The organism is Mesorhizobium sp. B2-8-1, assembly GCF_006440955.1.
Classification (GTDB): Bacteria; Pseudomonadota; Alphaproteobacteria; order Rhizobiales; family Rhizobiaceae; genus Mesorhizobium.
In genome coordinates this window covers 69,554-84,537 of the sequence record NZ_VFTX01000009.1, presented here as the reverse complement: position 1 = coordinate 84,537, position 14,984 = coordinate 69,554, and the positions used below count along the sequence as shown (strand labels likewise).

The following is a 14,984-nucleotide window of genomic DNA, read 5'->3' as shown; positions in this document are numbered from 1 at the left end:
GGGCAGCCGTCGTGCTGAACGGCAGGGCTAACACGCCGCAGACCGCGGCTGTGCCAATAAAATACTTGTCGGTCGTCATTTGTTGCGATTGAGCGCCAAGTTTATTGAAGTATTCCTAAATGTTTTTCATATAAGTCATTATATTCTTACTGGCCGCTTTTCAATTGACAATTGATTTGCCATAGCGACGAGCAATTCTCGGATCACCGCTTTGCGTGCCGGCCGCCGGATAGTGCGCAACAAGTCTTTGCCTCGGTCGAAAGAGGCCGCCTAGACCACAAGGCTGCCCTGCTCCCCTTCACTGAGTATGCCGCCAGGCAACTGGCATAAAAAGGAGAATCCATCAAATAACGGTCTAATAGAAAAAGATTGGAGAATAGCGGTAGCAATGATATTATTAAATAAATTCATACAGCCGGGAGATTACTAAAGAACAATATTCGCTTAAGGCCGTGTTTCCTGGCGCTCCGTCTTACGCGCGATTCCACGACATCATGCGGACGGCTTTGTTTTATCAGGACGAAGACGAGTACGTCGCGGAAAGCGTAGACGCGCATTTCGCGCAGCCCGCCCGCCGGACGGCCCTATTGCTCGAAGCGGACGGCGAGGCCGTCGCCGTGGTGACGCTCGACGATTTGGGCGACGGCAGCGGCGCCATCCGGGGCGTGGCGGTCAGGTCTGACCGCCAGGGGAAAGGCATCGGCCCTGTGCTGGGGCGGCTGGTGGAATCCTTCGCCAAAACCCAAGGGATCGGGCGCATGTGCGTCAACGCCGATCCGGAAGCCGTTGGCTATTATAGCGCCATGGGTTTCGTCCCCGACGTCTGGGGCGAGATCGAGCTTGCCGACTACAGGGCGGGAAGGGCATGGCCTGCGCCCGTCCAAATGACGAAGGCTCTTAGAACCCGGCTCAGGTGATAACCTTCTGGTGGATTGTGCGGTGGGTGGTACCGCCGGGGGCGCATCTTTGAACGCATTGCGTTCCCATCGAAGATCCCCCTCCGCTGAACCTCCAGATGGTCTGGACGCTATTCATGTTGAGCGTGTCTTTCTTTTCAACGACCACGCGAGAGACCCTTCGATCGATGTCGGTATATTCGACCGCAACTTCATCATCGCCGACCTCGAAGTGCTTGTGGAGCAGGCAGACGCCGAAGCGGTCCAGCCGGTCGTGCGTCAGCAGCACCTGCCGCAACTCGTCGAGAACGGCCGCGTCTTCGTCATCGAGGGGCTTTACGTCGTCGATGTCCGACAAGGATGACCACTGAACTGTTTCCAGAGAGACTGCTTTCATGTCCTTATCCTTTCAAGTGAACTTGGAGTCGGAGAGAGCACCGCGCTATTTCCGCCCCCCGAACGGCAGGAACAGCGTTTTAGCCTGGCTGAGAAGCTTGTTCTGTGAGCCTTTCCCTCCTATTTCGGCCCGCCCGCGGGCACCATGGATTTCCGTGGCGCTGTGAAGCTTTGCGGTCGTCTTGCAGGTCGGGCATGTGAACCGATCGGAGCCGTCAGCGGCGCAAGCCCGACAGGCGCCGCAATAGGTGGTGCGGCAGCCGTTGCATCGGATCCAGCCGGATTTGTCGCCGCAGCAGGGGCAGGTCCAGCCGAAAGTATCGAATTCGAGGACGCTGAAGCTTTCGGCGTCGGTGCTGCCGCCGTCCCGTGCAACTGCCGGGGATCGCGCTTCGGCATCTAATTTGGTGATCGATGAGATCTTGAATTGAGCGGCCGGATCGAGCCGGTCGAAGACAATCTGGAACGCGCCTCCGCCGGCTGAACATCGGCCATTGACGGTTCGACGTTCCGGACGGCCCGTGGCCGCGCGAAGCCGAGCCATTTTTTTCTGAAAATCCAGTTCACGGCCGGCTTGACCGGAGAGGCTTGGCGGTTTTGTCATTTCCAACCCTTTCGTGCTGCGATGAGGTCGCGCGCGCTGTTCAGACGGCGCGCGATGTCGTTTGGACCGATCTGGTCGGGGTGAACGCACTTCATGAGCTTGCGGTATCGTTCGCTGAGATCGCGGTCGGTGAACCGCTCCGGAAGGCTGAGCAGAAGAATGGAATCCTCGAACGCGTCCTGCTGGATGGAGAAGCGGTGCCTTGGATCGATCAGGCCGTTTGTCTCCGACCAATTATAGAAGTGCTCGAAATTCGCGAATGAGGGGAACTGGTCGGAAAACTCTTTTTTGTATAGCTGCTTGAGGCCTCGCTTGCGTTCCGTCTGTTCCGCTCTCGCCTCAATATCCTGGTAAAGCCGATGATACCACGGCTTGAACGGCAGGAACGGAAAGGACATAATCGCAGCGACGCGAGGGCGCCAGGACGCGCCGTATCGCGGATGTATAAGTACATAAATCAGGAGAACTGGGAGGAGCCACGAGGCCAATCCCGCAACCATGTAGACAGCCACAAAAACCACGCGGCCCGCGAGATTGTCCCCCCAGCCCGTCGCCCAGAGGGAGGCGAGTTCGGCCTCATATCCTGTCAGGCGCGCGATATAGATCGGCATCTGGTATGAAAGCAGGCATGCGAGGAGCAATGCGATCCAGACAATAGCATCCATGACAACATCCATCGCGAATGGGTAAGTCGATCATAGAGGTTTCCGCTATCGCTATTAGTTGCCAATTCGAACAATGTCGAGCGGTCCGGCATGCGACTTTCAGCTGACCGCTATCGGAATAAAGGAGCGCGATGGCAGGCAACAACGGCACAGGCAGTGGAAGCGTCCGCGTATCAGGCCGGGGATTTGCCGAAAGTCGTTCATGGCGCCCACGCAATCCCGCTCGGCAAAAGGATCGATCTGGCGGAAGTCTGTCTACAGCGTCGCCGCGATGACGCCGAAAAGGTATGATCGACGACGTAGTTGTCCCGTTGGGCGCGGCGCCGCCGTCCCATTCGGTCCCGCCGTACCAATAGTGATTGCCGGGAATATCGAGGACGGCGCGGAAGCGGTCGCACAGGCGGTCCACGACACTTGTAAGCCGGTGTCGCCCACAAGAAGCAAGATCGTCTTCGCGTCGTCGGCGCGAGCCGGCACGATGCGATCCGCGAATTTGGCGGCCCCGTAAAAATTCTCCGTCCAAACTCGGAATGAATGTCGAAGACAAGTCTGTATTGAAACGTCGTGGCATCCACACAACCCTTCCATCTCGCTTAGGGCCCCCCAGCTATCGCACTCAGTTGCAAGCACGGGAAAATTTCATCGCAAAGCGCAGTGACAATGCGCATCACACTGGATAAGGTCCCATCGTCCTCATGCTGACAGGTGTGCCCGATGGACGATCCGACGAAGGACCCTAAGCGATCGCTGAAGGGGAACACGGGTAAAGAGTACGCGCCGCCCAAATCCGCCCATCCGGCCCCAAAGGGTATGGGAGGGAGCCCAGTTCCTCCGCGGGTCCAGAACCTCGATGCAGACAAGGCTCGCAAAATCGCTGAGATCCAGCAAAGAGAAGCCGAGAAAGCGAAGCTGAAAGAGCAGGTTCGAACCGGCGGCCCGTCATTCCTGGCCACTGACTTCAAACGTGTTCGTTAATTCGGGACATTTGCGCCGGTTTTCTATACAATAGTGGCATGGAATACGCCAAAGTCGTGTTGGATGACACATGTGAAGACTGGATCGCGAAGGACACGGAGCTTAAGCGCCGGCTAGTCCGAACGTCGAGTGGCGAATATATAGCCTTTTATCAAACGAAGTACTTTTGGAATCTGTTTGACTGTCTCTATAAGATCGAAGCGTCCGTGGCCCGCTCGATCGTTGATGAGGCCGCTGCAAATAAGCTAAGTCGAGACCTCACATTGACGACGGAGTTGTTCAAAATCGTTGGCTTGAGCATCGGAGACGATCTTCCCGGCGATGACCTTCCCGGCGACGGGCCGCAGCTGGTCGACTGACGTCGATTGCATGTTAAGTGCGCACGCGCCCCGACATGTCCGCTTCGCCGAATTTATCCCGGAAGAAGCTGGACTCGTACGAGCGCACTTTTTTCAAGCGCATAGGCTTGTGCCCTGCGACAAAAACAATGATGTCATCTTTGTAGTCAGAGCCAGCGAGCTCATGTGGCTCCGCCACGTTTCGGCGTGATTGATCAACGACGCTATCTGTCTTTCCCAGCTCTTCAGAGAGCTTTTCCGCCGTTCCGTCGGACAGGGATGGATTCATGTAAGCACGAAGCCCGCATGCCCCGATCATCCCACGCGCTACGTCCTTGCCGTAAGCGTCTTCCAACTGCGCCACATATTGGGTGAACATCCACAGGCGCAGCCTCTTGTTTCTGCCGACGTCCAGCGCCTGCCGAATAGGCTCCATTGCCCGCAACTGGGGCAGTTCATCGAGAAAGAACTGCACCCAGGGTGAGTTGCGATCGGTCGCAGACTCTAGCAAGACCTTTATGTGCTGGCCGATGATCAACCGCGCCAATCCGGCATAGGCTTTCAAGGTTGTCGAAGAGAGGCAGATGTAAATAGTAGCGTTCTTTGCTCGCAGCACGCTTGGATGCCAGTCCGACGATCGGGTCACTTTCGGAACCTGGCCCCCTTCCCAGGCGTCGACAGATGTTAAAGCTGTCTGGAGAACATTGCTGCGCGTTCGTTCCTCCATTTCACTTAATGAGGCCGCTACGCGCTCCAGGCTCGGAACGGATTGTTGCTCTATCGAGCCGTTGATAAAGCTCTGCCAGTTTAAACCCGACAAGACATTGAGCAATGTATCGAAGTTACGCCTTTCCGGTTCAACGCAGATCACCAGATACGCTATGACTGCTGTGATGATATCGCGGGCCCGGTTCTCGAAAAACGGCTCGGTCTTGCTCTCGCGAAGGACGAGCATGTCGGCAATCAGCTTGGCATCTTCCCAAACAAAATCCGGGTCAGTCCGCACGCAGTCGATCGGATTGTACTTGTGGCTATTGCTGGCATCGACCGCATTCAACCTGAATACCGGCCCGAGTTTCTGACGTTCCAGACTGGTCGTTCGCCATAAGTCACCTGTCACGTCGAGAACAATGGCTGGGCCGGTCCACAGGAGAAGGTTTGTGATGACATGGCATTGCGTTTTGCCCGAACCGGGCGGTGCAACCGTGACAAGCGATCCTTCGCCGCCATAGAACACGGCCTTGTTTGTGTCCTTTGCCACTCCTAAAAGCAGGTTCGAGACATCCGATGCGGTCGTCAATGTCGTCCCGGTCAGCTCAGCGGCTTGCTGCCAGACATTTCCGGAAGAGACCCGATTGGCGATATCCGCGATTCCTTTGCTGTTCGGCTGTCGCAGCTTGGCTGCATCGAGGCTTGAAAATATTTGCGATACCGCGCTCTCCAACGCTATTCCCATTTGCTTGGCTTTGTGAGCCAGTATGTCGGGTGCTGATCCGAGATTATGCTGCCGCACCGCGCTTATATCGTTGACCTGCCATTTCTGATTGACGATTTCTCCCTTTCCATCCGCCCAGATCAGTGCGAAGCGAAGGCGGTCGAATTCCCTGGCGGTGATGTGCTGTTGACTCATCATTAGATACAGCATGCGCGCTGCCTCACGCTCGCGATGTGGCATCGACGCGACGCTTCGACGAATGCGGTATTTTATTTGGACCCTGACCTTGCGTACGCGCGATCCATCGCGTGTGGAAACTTCGGTTTTCAGTTTGTTATCGTATTTGCCCGTGCACCAAAGAACGCCATCCTTCTTGTCGAAGAGGCTATTGATCCGGTCATCGGTGTCAATTGTGTTGGCTGCGGTCAGCTCGCCTGGTTGTGGGTCAAAGGTTCCGACGAACCCCCCCTTTCGATACTGGTACCAAGCGCCAGCGCCTGCCAGAAGGACCCAAATTATCCAGCCATTGCCGCTGGAGCTTTCGCTTGTCGTTGCGGCAGATGCCGCAGCCGGCATAAGAGAGAGTACGCAAGAGCGTAGAACTATGGCTAGAAACGTCACCGAATGCCGCGCCATGCGATTGCTCTCCCCTTGGGCCTTATACTATGTTTTTTCTACTATCTACAGGGGGGTTGTGCTTGGTGAAATGACGAAGACGGCGCAGGGTCGATGACGGCCTTGAAGACGATGCGGAGGATATGAGCCACTATCGCTCGCGAGAAGCAGGATGGTATTTGCGTCCTCGGCGCGGGTCGGCAAAATGCGATCCGCGAACTTGGCGGCGCGAAAGAAATTTTCCGGCCATAGTTCGGAGTGAATGTCTGAAGCCTGCCTGTATTGAATGGCAATCCGCCTCGCGGGCCGCATCTTGCGGTAAACTATTGAAGTCAGGCAGGGGAATTCAATGAAAGACCACAGGCCGGTGCCGCGCCCCAACCTGTTCACGGTGGGGGATGCCGACGCATGGGAAGAGCAGTTTCACCTACTGTTCTATGTCCTCAGCATGGATGCGGAACAGATTGCCCAGATCGATCACGGCTTCGACCCTGACGATCCCGACGCCTGGCTGGCCTGTATGTGGGCACGGGAGATCGAGCGCGACCATCCTTTCGTGAATGTCCAGCGAATTGTCGATCAGCTTAAGCGGCGGCGCTGAAGCGCCGCCCAAGGGTGGGGCGCGGGGCAAAGGGCGCGTCGAACCAAGCGCGGCCTCAAGGCCGCACCGTCACCGGGAAGCGCCAGCGGCGCTTCCCGGCAAAAGCAATCAGTGCGGCCATACAGGAAGCCAGCCGCGTTCGGCGGCTTCACGCTCTGCAAGCACGCCAAGTTCGCCCTTCTTCATCTTGAACCATGACGGTGCGCACGGGGCCTGACGCATGGCTTCAAGATCGGCGAGGATCGCAGCCTTGCTGATCCTCCCGAAATACCCCGCCACAGTCGGGCGATACCACTGCGCCATGTTGAGGTTGAGCGCCAAGGACAAAGCCTGCCCCTGCTCCCTGGGGTCGGAACAAGAACCGTTCCCGCAGACACGCTAAGGTCGAACGAAGCGCGAACACGCGCATAGATCTGTAGATGAAGCCACTGGGCTGGTTGAAAGCCTCCGGCCGATGGCGAACCAATTCCCTTGGAATTTAGTGTGCCGAGGGAGAAGGCGAGTGGGTAGAAGACGGCTTGTCAGTTCAAAGGAAGCGGCGATACTTCTGGGCATAGCGACGGACGAGGATAGTCTGATCCGTCACTTTACACTGGACCCGTCAGATAGATTGGAATGCGAACTCCGCCGGCGACCGCAGAACAAGCTGGGCTTCGCCGTTCAACTCTGCACGATGCGACAAACGGGGCGGCTCTTGTGGGATAACGAGCAGCCACCCGCGGCTGTGATCGACTATCTTGCGGATCAGCTTGGTATCGACGCGCGCCTCTACGCCTTCTATGCCCATCGAGTACAGACGCGCTTCGATCACAGCCGATCGTTGATGGCTTACCTCGGTCTCCGGACTGCATCTAGAGACGATCGTCGCGCCGCCCTTGTGGCTGCAATCGACGCGGCGGCCCATGGCGATCACGGGTTGCCGATCGCGACAGCAGTCATTGCCGAGTTCCGGAAACGAAACGCACTCCTGCCCTCGCTGCATTCCATCGAGAAGATCGGCCTCGGCGGTCGCGCGATAGCTCGCCGACGGGCTGAGAAAGAACTCGTCGAAGGTATCCCGCCCGAACGGCTTACATTTTTGGACAGGCTGTTGGAGGTTGACCCGGCCGTCGGGCAGACGCGCTTTCATTGGCTGAGATCGGCGCCGGATGCGCCTGGTGCTTCGAACCTGATTGGGCTGACCGAACGGATCGCCTTCCTGCGCACGCTGGAGATCGATCCGAAATTGCAGATGCGCATATCCTCCGGACGGTGGGATCAGATGATCCGTGAGGGCAACGCCACACCGGCATGGCTGGCCAACGACTTCAATACCAGCCGTCGACACGCCCTGATCGTGGCGCAGATTATCAAGCTCGGCCAGAAGCTCACGGACGATGCAGTGTCGATGTTCATCAAGCTGATAGGTCGGCTGTTCTCGCAAGCCAATAGCAGCGGCACATGGACTGCGGGCCGGATACCGCCAAGGCGCTGCGCATGTTCCTCCAAACCATCACTGCTCTCCAATCCGCGAACGACTATGGCCGGAACGCATTGGAGGTTCTCGATCAGGAAGTCGGGTGGCACCGCCTGCTCCGAATCAAGCCTGAGCTTGAGTCGATGGTCGAAGACAACGAGGCGTCACCCTTGACCTTGGCGGCAGAGCAATATGCGACCGTCAACAAATATGCCGGTGCGTTCCTACAGGCGTTCACGTTCCGCTCAGCGCGCCGCCACGATCCCCTTCTTGCGGCAATTTCGGTCCTGAAAGGCCTCTATGCCGTGAAGCGTCGGACACTTCCGGATCGCGTTCCCGTCACTCACCTAAGCCAGTCCGATCGAAAGCTCATCTTCGGCCAGGACAAACCTGATCGTCGTCTCTATGAAATTGCGACGCTCGCGGCTTTGCGGGACCGGCTTAGATCTGCGGACATTTGGGTCGATGGCAGCCGATCCTTCCGGCCGATCGACGAGCATCTGATGCCGCGGTCAACATTCACGTCCATGAAGGAGGAGGACCGCCTTGGACTGGGCGTCCAAGGTGACGGCGCGCAGTGGCTTGCCGAAGCGCGTCACATGCTCGACTTCAACCTGAAGCGTCTGGCGCATAGAGCGCGGTCCGGAAAGCTCGAAGGTGTTCGTCTTGAAAATGGAACGTTGATCGTCACGCCGATCGCCGGTGAGGTGCCTGCCGCAGCCGAAGAATTGAATGCCGAGATCAGCGAGTTGTATCCGTTGGTCGAAGTTCCCGACCTGCTGAGGGAAGTGCATGAATGGACCGGCTTTGCGGATTTCTTCACGCATGTTCGCACCGGCGACGTCCCAAGAAATGTCTCGGCCATGCTGGCCGGCGTGCTGGCCGATGCGACCAACCTCGGTCCGAAGCGAATGGTGAGCGCGTCCACGGGCATCAGCGCGCACCAGATCGGCTGGATGCGTACCTTCCACGCGCGGTCCGAGACCTATCGGGCGGCGCAAGCATGTATCACCGATGCACACACCCGACATCCGCATTCTCGACTGTGGGGCAACGGAACAACATCATCGTCCGATGGCCAATTCTTCCGCGCGAGCGACCGTGCCGCAAAGCGCGGTGAGGTCAATCTGCACTATGGCAGCGAACCCGGATCGAAATTTTACAGCCATCTTTCCGATCAGTATGGCTACTTCAGCATTCTGCCCATCAGTCCGACCGAAAGCGAGGCCGCCTATGTGCTCGATGGGCTATTCGACCAGGACACAATCCTCGACATCCAAGAGCACTTCACGGACACCGGCGGCGCGAGCGATCACGTCTTTGGGCTATTCGCTCTGATCGGCAAACGCTTCGCACCGCGACTGCGCAATCTTAAAGACCGGAAATTCCACACATTCGAGAAAGGCGATGCATACCCGGCGCTGTCGAACCATATCGGGGCACCGATCAACACCACCCTGATTCTCGACCATTGGGACGATCTGCTCCATCTGGCGGCGTCGATCACGACGCGATCTGTGGTGCCGTCTACGATCCTGAAGAAGCTGTCCGCATCTCCGAAGGAAAGCCAACTCGCCAGAGCTCTACGCGAACTCGGTCGGATCGAGCGATCGCTCTTCATGATCGAATGGTACTCAAGCCCGGCACTGCGGCGAAGGTGCCAAGCTGGCCTCAACAAGGGCGAGGCCGCGCATAAGCTGAAGCGCGCCGTCTTTTTCCACGAGCGTGGTGAAATCCGTGACCGATCATTCGAAAGCCAGGCGTTCCGCGCCTCCGGCCTCAACCTCGTCGTTAGCGCGATCGTGCATTGGAACACGATCTATATCGAACGGGCCGTCACCCACTTACGCAAAATGCATCGCGAGATCCCGGGCCATCTGCTCAAGCACGTCTCGCCGCTGAGCTGGGAACACATCAATCTGACCGGCATCTACACCTGGGATGCAGAGCATCAAATGCCTGAAGGCTTCCGGTCGCTCAGACTTCCGGCTCGGTTACGCCACGCCGCATGACGTTCACGCTCGGTTCGACCTTAGCGTACGATTTCGCACTGCTCTTGTTCTGACCCCTTACTGGCGAAGGAAAAATGGCTTGCCATCTGCGACAGATAGCCAGCTATGAAATCGTGCGGATCTTCGGTCAACTCCTCTTGGGTGAAAGCATTGACCCACGAGGCAATGGTGTCCGTGGTGACGAGATAAAGCAGGACACCGCCAAGGCATTCGATCAAGGCGTGCGCACCCTTGAGCCAGACACTGACCTCAAAAATCTGATGGATGTGGCGTTCGTCGACTGCTTTCACAATTCACCTCGCGATCGACAATAACGGAGGCAAGAACGAATGGATGCATCTCTCACCCGCTGGATCAACGCCGCAGCCGGGCTTCACCCGGTTCTGGATAAAGCAATGATTGGCGCCTCACAAATCGGCGTTCCGCTCATGGTGCTGGCTGTGGTTGTGCAATGGTGGGCGAACGCCGACCGCTACCATGTTCGTCACGCAGCAGTGTCGTCCGGTCTGGCGTTTCTGGTCGGTCTGGCGATTAACCAGTTCATTCTCCTGTTCGAGCACAGGGTACGGCCCTACGATGCCGGCGTGTCGCATCTGTTGATTGCGCCCAGCGCCGACTGGTCGTTCCCGTCCGACCACGCGACGGCATCTACTGCGATCGTTGCGGCCTTTGCGACGCAAGCTCTGCCGCGCCGGACGCTGGCATTCATGATCATGGCATTCCTAATATGCTGGTCGAGAATTTACATTGGCACCCACTACGTCACCGACGTGGTCGGCGGCGGCATCACTGGCGTCTTAGGTGCCGTTGTGGTCCGATTGGCCTATCGTGAGAACACCCGGCTGGACAATCTGGTGACGAGAATTCTCTAGCTCCTTGTATGCAAACAATGAGACGAGCAGCTATCAAAACGTCGAGGTTCAAGGCGGCGGCGGCCTTAGTTGAGGTCGGCGAATTCACGAGTTGATCGCGGCGCGATGGGCGGATTCAAACGGCCGTAGCAATATCCCGGATGTCAGAGGTTGCGATGGGCATTCGGTCGAACGAGACAGGAAACCTCCATGCAGACACTGACACCCATCCTTTCGACCGTCACGGCGGCATTCCTGGCGTCCTTCGTCGAGGTCGTCGAGGCCTTCACCAACGTGCTTGCTGTCGGGGTGACGCGCAGCTGGCGCCCGGCGCTGACTGGCGTCGCACTGGCGCTGGCGGTGCTCACGGCACTGGTGCTGGCGTTCGGCCCGCTGCTGGCGCTCGTACCCATCACCACGCTGCAGTTCGTTGTCGGGGTGCTGCTGACCCTGTTCGGCATGCGCTGGCTGCGAAAGGCCATTCTGCGCAGTGTTGGTGTCATCGCCCTGCATGACGAAGAGGCAGCGTTCTCCAGGGAAACCGCCGCCTTGCACCAGCAGGCCAACGACCGCCGGGCCGACTACCTCGCCGGGCTGGCGTCGTTCAAGGCGGTGTTGCTCGAAGGCGTCGAAGTGGTGTTCATAGTCATTGCCGTCGGCGCAGCGCACGGGCAGACGCTTTACGCCAGCCTGGGCGCGCTGGCGGCGTTCATCCTGGTGATGCTTATCGGCCTGGCGGTCCACCGGCCATTGGCGCGGGTGCCGGAGAATGCGCTCAAATTCGTCGTCGGGCTGATGCTGACCAGCTTCGGCATCTTCTGGACCGGCGAAGGCATCGGCGCCGACTGGCCGGGGGCCGATCTCGCTTTGCTCGCCATTTTCGCCATCGTCGCGCTGGCGTCGTTTGCCATGGTGCGCTGGCTGCGCGGTGCCTACCCCGAACTCACAGGAGGGCTTGCCCGATGAACGTCAGTCGTCTCGCGGCCAAGGAATTCTTCGGCATGTTCGTCGATGATGGCAGTCTGGCGCTGCTGGCGCTAGTCCTGGTGGCCGTCATCACGGCGGTGGTGAAGCTGTTGGCGCTGCCGCCTCTGCTCGGCGGCGGCCTGCTGCTGTTGGGTTGCCTCGCCATACTGCTGCAAAGCGTTCGCCGCGCCGCACAACTCCGGCAGAACTCCAAACCTTGAAGCCGTTCGCGTTCCCGTTTGAAAGGTTGATGAAAGGTTGATGCCATAGACATTGGCAGGCGTCCCCGCAAATGTCGCAAAAGCGATGGGAGAAGAGAGGGACGCGGGAAACGAAACAAGGGAAGAGGCCATGTCGCTTAAGCGAACACTGCTTGATTCAGCCGCTACAATCGCACTCGTCGCCACAATGGCCCTGTCCGCACCATCGGCTCGCGCCGATGAAAAGATCTCGATCATGGTGGGCGGCTACGAGAAGCAGATCTACCTGCCCGCCAAGCTGGCGGAAGGACTCGGCTACTTCAAGGACGAGGGTCTCGACGTCGAATTGCTGAACGAGCCAGCCGGCGTCGATGCCGAAAACGAGATGCTGGCCGGTGCCGTGCAGGCCGTGGTCGGTTTCTACGACCACAGCATCGACCTGCAGGCGAAGGGCAAATTCGTCGAATCCGTCGTCCAGTTCAGCCAGGCGCCCGGCGAAGTCGAGCTCGTTTCAACAAAGCATCCCGAGATCAAATCGCCCGCCGACTTCAAGGGCATGAGCCTGGGCGTGACTGGCCTCGGCTCCTCGACAAACTTCCTGACTGAATATCTTGCCGTCAAGAACGGCCTGAAGCTCGGCGAATTCACCTCGGTTCCGGTCGGCGCCGGCAACACCTTCATCGCAGCCATGCAGCAGGACAAGATCCAGGCCGGCATGACGACCGAGCCGACTATCACCCGGCTTCTGAAGACCGGCGAAGCTTCTATTCTTGTCGACATGCGTACGATGGAAGGCACCAAAGCCGCGCTCGGCGGCACCTATCCGGCTGCTTCCCTCTACATGCAGACCGACTGGGTCGACGCCCACAAGGAGACGGTGCAGAAGCTGGCCAATGCCTTCGTCAAGACACTGAAGTTCATCAACACCCATAGCGGCGCCGAGATCGCCGACAAGATGCCGAAGGACTACTATGTCGGCGACAAGGAAGGCTATGTGAAGGCGCTGGACTCGGGCAAGGCAATGTTCACCGCCGATGGTGTCATGCCGGAAGGCGGCCCGGAAACGGTGCTGACCGTGCTCTCAGCCTTCAAGAAGGACCTACAGGGCAAGCAGATCGACCTGTCGAAGACCTACACCACCGAGTTCGTCAAGAACGTGAAATAGCCGACATCGCCGGCGCGAGCCTCGCGCCGGCATCCATCCTGTTTCTGCGTCCGGCGATCTCCCGCGCGGCGACCGTTGGGTCTTGGAGTGTCTTCATCATGGCTGCCGAAAAAACCGTTCCGGCGATCGAGCTGATCAACGTCAGCCGCCGCTTCCTCTCCCCCACCGGAAAATCGCTGACAGCGCTGCGCGACTTCACCATGACGGTCGAGCGTGGCGAATTCGTCGCTGTCGTCGGCCCGACAGGTTGCGGAAAGTCGACGACCCTGAACCTGATCACCGGTCTGGCAAGCCCAAGCGCCGGCGAGGTTCGCGTGATGGGCGGTCCCGTCAAGGGGATAGACCCGCGTATTGGCTTCGTGTTCCAGACCGACGCTTTGTTCCCCTGGCGCACGGTGATCGAGAACGTGATGGCCGGACCGCTTTTTCGCGGCAAGCCTAAAGCGCAAGCCCAGGCCGCGGCGCGCGACTGGCTGGCGCGCGTCGGCCTGTCGCGGTTCGAGCAGCATTATCCACACCAGCTTTCGGGCGGCATGCGCAAGCGCGTGGCGCTCGCCCAGACCTTCATCAACGGCCCCGAGATTCTTCTCATGGATGAGCCGTTTTCCGCGCTCGACGTGCAGACACGCGTTCTCATGCATGAAGAGCTGTTGCGCCTCTGGTCCGAGGCCAAGGCCTCCGTGGTCTTCGTCACCCACGATCTGGAAGAGGCGATCGCGCTCGCCGACAAGGTCTATGTACTGACCGCCGGGCCGGCGACGGTGAAGTCGGTCTACACCATCGATCTGCCGCGGCCGCGCGTCGTCGCCGATATACGCTACGAACAGAGCTTCATCGATTATTCGCGCACGATCTGGGCCGATCTCAAGGAAGAGGTCGAGACCAGCTATGCACGCGCCGCGGCCTGAGGGAGAACATCATGACTGATGCTGCCATCGACATCAGCACCGGAAGCTTCAGGCCGGGAACCTCGGACGCCGAAATCGAAGCCGCCGCCGCCAAGGCAGCAACGCAGCGGCGTCGCACGGTGATCTTCTGGCGGATCGCCATTCTCGTCGTGTTCCTCGCCCTGTGGGAGATCGCCGCCCGCCTCGCCTGGATCGATCCGTTCTTCTACGCGATGCCGAGCACGATTGCCGAACGGCTCTACGAATGGACAACTGAGGGTACGTCCGAAGGACCGCTCTGGTACCATCTCTATGTGACCATGGAGGAAGCCACGATCGGCTTCGTCACCGGATCGGTCGCCGGCATCATCATCGGCGTAGCACTCGGCCGCAACCGCATGGCCGCCGACATTTTTTCCATTTACATCAAAGTCATCAACTCCATTCCTCGCGTGGTGCTGGCGCCAATCTTCATCATGATCCTGGGTCTTGGGCTGGCCTCGAAAGTGGCGCTGGCCTTCGTCATGGTTTTTTTCGTCGTCTTCCATAACGCCTTCCAGGGCGTGCGGGAAGCCGACCGGGCGATGATCGCCAATGCCCGCATCCTCGGTGCCTCCAATTGGCAATTGACCCGTTCGGTGATCGTACCGTCGGCGATGAGCTGGATCTTCGCCAGCCTGCATGTCAGCTTCGGCTTTGCCATCATCGGCGCCATCGTCGGCGAGTTCGTCGGCTCGCGCTACGGCATCGGCCTGCTGATCAACATCGCCAAGGGTTCCTTCGACGCCGCCGGCATGTATGCCGCGATCGTCATCGTCATGGTGGTGGCGCTCGGCGCGGAATATCTGATGACGCTGGTCGAGGACCGGCTGGCGAAGTGGCGTCCCCAGCCCCTGCACGAGACGCAGTAAGCTGCGGAGAG

Annotated in this window: 16 protein-coding genes and 1 pseudogene; 11 read left to right on the top strand and 6 right to left on the bottom strand. The window is 58.8% G+C overall.

Translation table 11 applies throughout. The features are described 5' to 3' along the window. Positions 1-494: 494 nt before the first annotated feature. A complete protein-coding gene (locus FJ428_RS21970; protein WP_140880151.1) occupies positions 495-917 on the top strand; it encodes a GNAT family N-acetyltransferase in 423 nt (140 codons plus the stop codon). On the opposite strand, the gene FJ428_RS21965 is transcribed toward FJ428_RS21970, so the two are convergent. From FJ428_RS21965 to FJ428_RS21955, 3 genes are read right to left on the bottom strand one after another with little or no spacing between them, the layout of a single operon-like run. After that, positions 910-1,293 carry a hypothetical protein gene (locus tag FJ428_RS21965; protein ID WP_140880150.1) on the bottom strand — a complete coding sequence of 128 codons (384 nt, stop codon included), beginning with the start codon at positions 1,291-1,293 and terminating at the stop codon, positions 910-912. The two genes, FJ428_RS21970 and FJ428_RS21965, sit on opposite strands and share 8 nt — an antisense overlap. A 45-nt stretch (positions 1,294-1,338) precedes the next feature. Next, the gene (locus FJ428_RS21960) at positions 1,339-1,896 is read right to left on the bottom strand and encodes a hypothetical protein (protein WP_140880149.1); all 558 of its coding nucleotides are present in this window, start codon (positions 1,894-1,896) and stop codon (positions 1,339-1,341) included. Continuing rightward, positions 1,893-2,561, bottom strand: coding sequence for a hypothetical protein (locus tag FJ428_RS21955; protein WP_140880148.1), 669 nt, complete (start codon positions 2,559-2,561; stop codon positions 1,893-1,895). The genes FJ428_RS21960 and FJ428_RS21955 overlap by 4 nt, the downstream gene beginning before the upstream one ends. A gap of 714 nt (positions 2,562-3,275) precedes the next feature. On the opposite strand from FJ428_RS21955, the gene FJ428_RS21950 reads away from it, so the two are divergent. Next, positions 3,276-3,536, top strand: a complete 261-nt coding sequence (locus FJ428_RS21950) for a hypothetical protein (RefSeq protein WP_140880147.1) — start codon at positions 3,276-3,278, stop codon at positions 3,534-3,536. Positions 3,537-3,574: 38 nt separating this feature from the next. After that, positions 3,575-3,895 carry a hypothetical protein gene (locus FJ428_RS21945; RefSeq protein ID WP_140880146.1) on the top strand — a complete coding sequence of 107 codons (321 nt, stop codon included), beginning with the start codon at positions 3,575-3,577 and terminating at the stop codon, positions 3,893-3,895. A gap of 13 nt (positions 3,896-3,908) precedes the next feature. On the opposite strand, the gene FJ428_RS21940 is transcribed toward FJ428_RS21945, so the two are convergent. Continuing rightward, positions 3,909-5,945 (bottom strand): type IV secretory system conjugative DNA transfer family protein, encoded by a 2,037-nt coding sequence (locus tag FJ428_RS21940; protein ID WP_140880145.1) that lies wholly within the window; start codon positions 5,943-5,945, stop codon positions 3,909-3,911. A 328-nt stretch (positions 5,946-6,273) separates the two neighbouring features. Between FJ428_RS21940 and FJ428_RS21935 the strand changes: the two genes are divergently transcribed. Then, positions 6,274-6,525 carry a hypothetical protein gene (locus FJ428_RS21935; RefSeq protein ID WP_140735119.1) on the top strand — a complete coding sequence of 84 codons (252 nt, stop codon included), beginning with the start codon at positions 6,274-6,276 and terminating at the stop codon, positions 6,523-6,525. 108 nt (positions 6,526-6,633) lie between these two features. Here FJ428_RS21935 and FJ428_RS21930 read toward each other — a convergent pair whose 3' ends face one another. Next, entirely contained in the window at positions 6,634-6,846 is a 213-nt protein-coding gene (locus FJ428_RS21930; protein WP_140880144.1) for a hypothetical protein, read from the bottom strand. Between the two features lie 181 nt (positions 6,847-7,027). Between FJ428_RS21930 and FJ428_RS21925 the strand changes: the two are divergent. Continuing rightward, a pseudogene (locus FJ428_RS21925) lies at positions 7,028-9,993 on the top strand (Tn3 family transposase). Positions 9,994-10,013: 20 nt separating this feature from the next. Here the strand turns inward: FJ428_RS21925 and FJ428_RS21920 are convergent. After that, a complete protein-coding gene (locus FJ428_RS21920) occupies positions 10,014-10,283 on the bottom strand; it encodes a DUF2127 domain-containing protein (RefSeq protein ID WP_224518999.1) in 270 nt (89 codons plus the stop codon). Positions 10,284-10,322: 39 nt separating this feature from the next. Here FJ428_RS21920 and FJ428_RS21915 point away from each other — a divergent pair, with 39 nt between their 5' ends. The 6 genes from FJ428_RS21915 to FJ428_RS21890 all read left to right on the top strand — a co-directional run bounded on the left by FJ428_RS21915 (position 10,323) and on the right by FJ428_RS21890 (position 14,973). Continuing rightward, on the top strand, positions 10,323-10,865 hold the full coding sequence (locus FJ428_RS21915; RefSeq protein ID WP_140880143.1) for a phosphatase PAP2 family protein: 543 nt from the start codon (positions 10,323-10,325) through the stop codon (positions 10,863-10,865). A 189-nt stretch (positions 10,866-11,054) separates the two neighbouring features. Continuing rightward, on the top strand, positions 11,055-11,810 hold the full coding sequence (locus tag FJ428_RS21910; RefSeq protein WP_140880142.1) for a COG4280 domain-containing protein: 756 nt from the start codon (positions 11,055-11,057) through the stop codon (positions 11,808-11,810). Continuing rightward, on the top strand, positions 11,807-12,031 hold the full coding sequence (locus FJ428_RS21905) for a hypothetical protein (protein ID WP_140880141.1): 225 nt from the start codon (positions 11,807-11,809) through the stop codon (positions 12,029-12,031). The genes FJ428_RS21910 and FJ428_RS21905 overlap by 4 nt, the downstream gene beginning before the upstream one ends. Positions 12,032-12,161: 130 nt before the next feature. Then, complete coding sequence (locus tag FJ428_RS21900) at positions 12,162-13,175, top strand: ABC transporter substrate-binding protein (RefSeq protein WP_140880140.1); 1,014 nt, start codon at positions 12,162-12,164, stop codon at positions 13,173-13,175. A gap of 98 nt (positions 13,176-13,273) precedes the next feature. Next, positions 13,274-14,083 carry an ABC transporter ATP-binding protein gene (locus FJ428_RS21895; RefSeq protein WP_140880139.1) on the top strand — a complete coding sequence of 270 codons (810 nt, stop codon included), beginning with the start codon at positions 13,274-13,276 and terminating at the stop codon, positions 14,081-14,083. 11 nt (positions 14,084-14,094) lie between these two features. Then, positions 14,095-14,973, top strand: a complete 879-nt coding sequence (locus FJ428_RS21890) for an ABC transporter permease (RefSeq protein ID WP_140880138.1) — start codon at positions 14,095-14,097, stop codon at positions 14,971-14,973. Positions 14,974-14,984 lie beyond the last annotated feature (11 nt).